The sequence below is a fragment of the Providencia sp. UF-224 genome (genome assembly GCF_058245955.1).
The window spans coordinates 1-700 of record NZ_JBSICC010000097.1 but is presented as its reverse complement, the minus strand read 5'-3'; the positions used below and the strand labels follow the sequence as shown (position 1 = coordinate 700).

The following is a 700-nucleotide window of genomic DNA, read 5'->3' as shown; positions in this document are numbered from 1 at the left end:
GTGAGGTGATCGATCCGGCGGGCAAACCGCAAGTGGCGAACCTGACGTTAAAAGGTGAGCTGGCCGTGGGTAAAGCGTTAAGCGGGCAGTACGCGTTTGATGCGAACGGCGGTGATAACACCGACAAATCCACTTACGCGTGGGGTAATAAAGGGGCGACAGCCGGTCAAGTGGCCAGCGGCGCGTCAGTGACCACCTCGGGCACGGTACCGGGTTACACCTTGGTGGCGGCGGATGTGGGTCAAGTGAAAGAAGTGTCGGTGCAGGCGAAAAATGGCCTGGCGGTGACCGGTAACACGGTGACGTTGGCGACAGACGCAAGCAAAGCGGACGGTAATGACACCACCGGTGGCAGCGGCAGTGGCGGTGAAAACCCGGGTGAGGTGATCGATCCGGCGGGCAAACCGCAAGTGGCCAACCTGAAGCTTAAAGGTGAGCTGGCCGTGGGCAAAGCGTTAAGCGGGCAGTACGCGTTTGATGCAAACGGCGGTGATAACACCGACAAATCCACTTATGCGTGGGGCAACAAAGGCAACACCGCGGCGGCCGTAAGCAGCGGTAGCAGCGTGACCACCTCGGGCACAGTACCGGGTTACACCTTGGTGCAAGCGGATGTGGGTCAGGTGAAAGAAGTGTCGGTGCAAGCGAAAAATGGCCTGGCGGTGACCGGTAACACGGTGACGTTGGCGACGGACGCAAG

The 700-nt window shown here is 60.0% G+C and carries 1 pseudogene; it reads left to right on the top strand.

What is annotated here, in order from left to right:
* Positions 1–700, top strand: a pseudogene (locus tag AC4IFO_RS22985) (hypothetical protein); the annotation flags it as partial.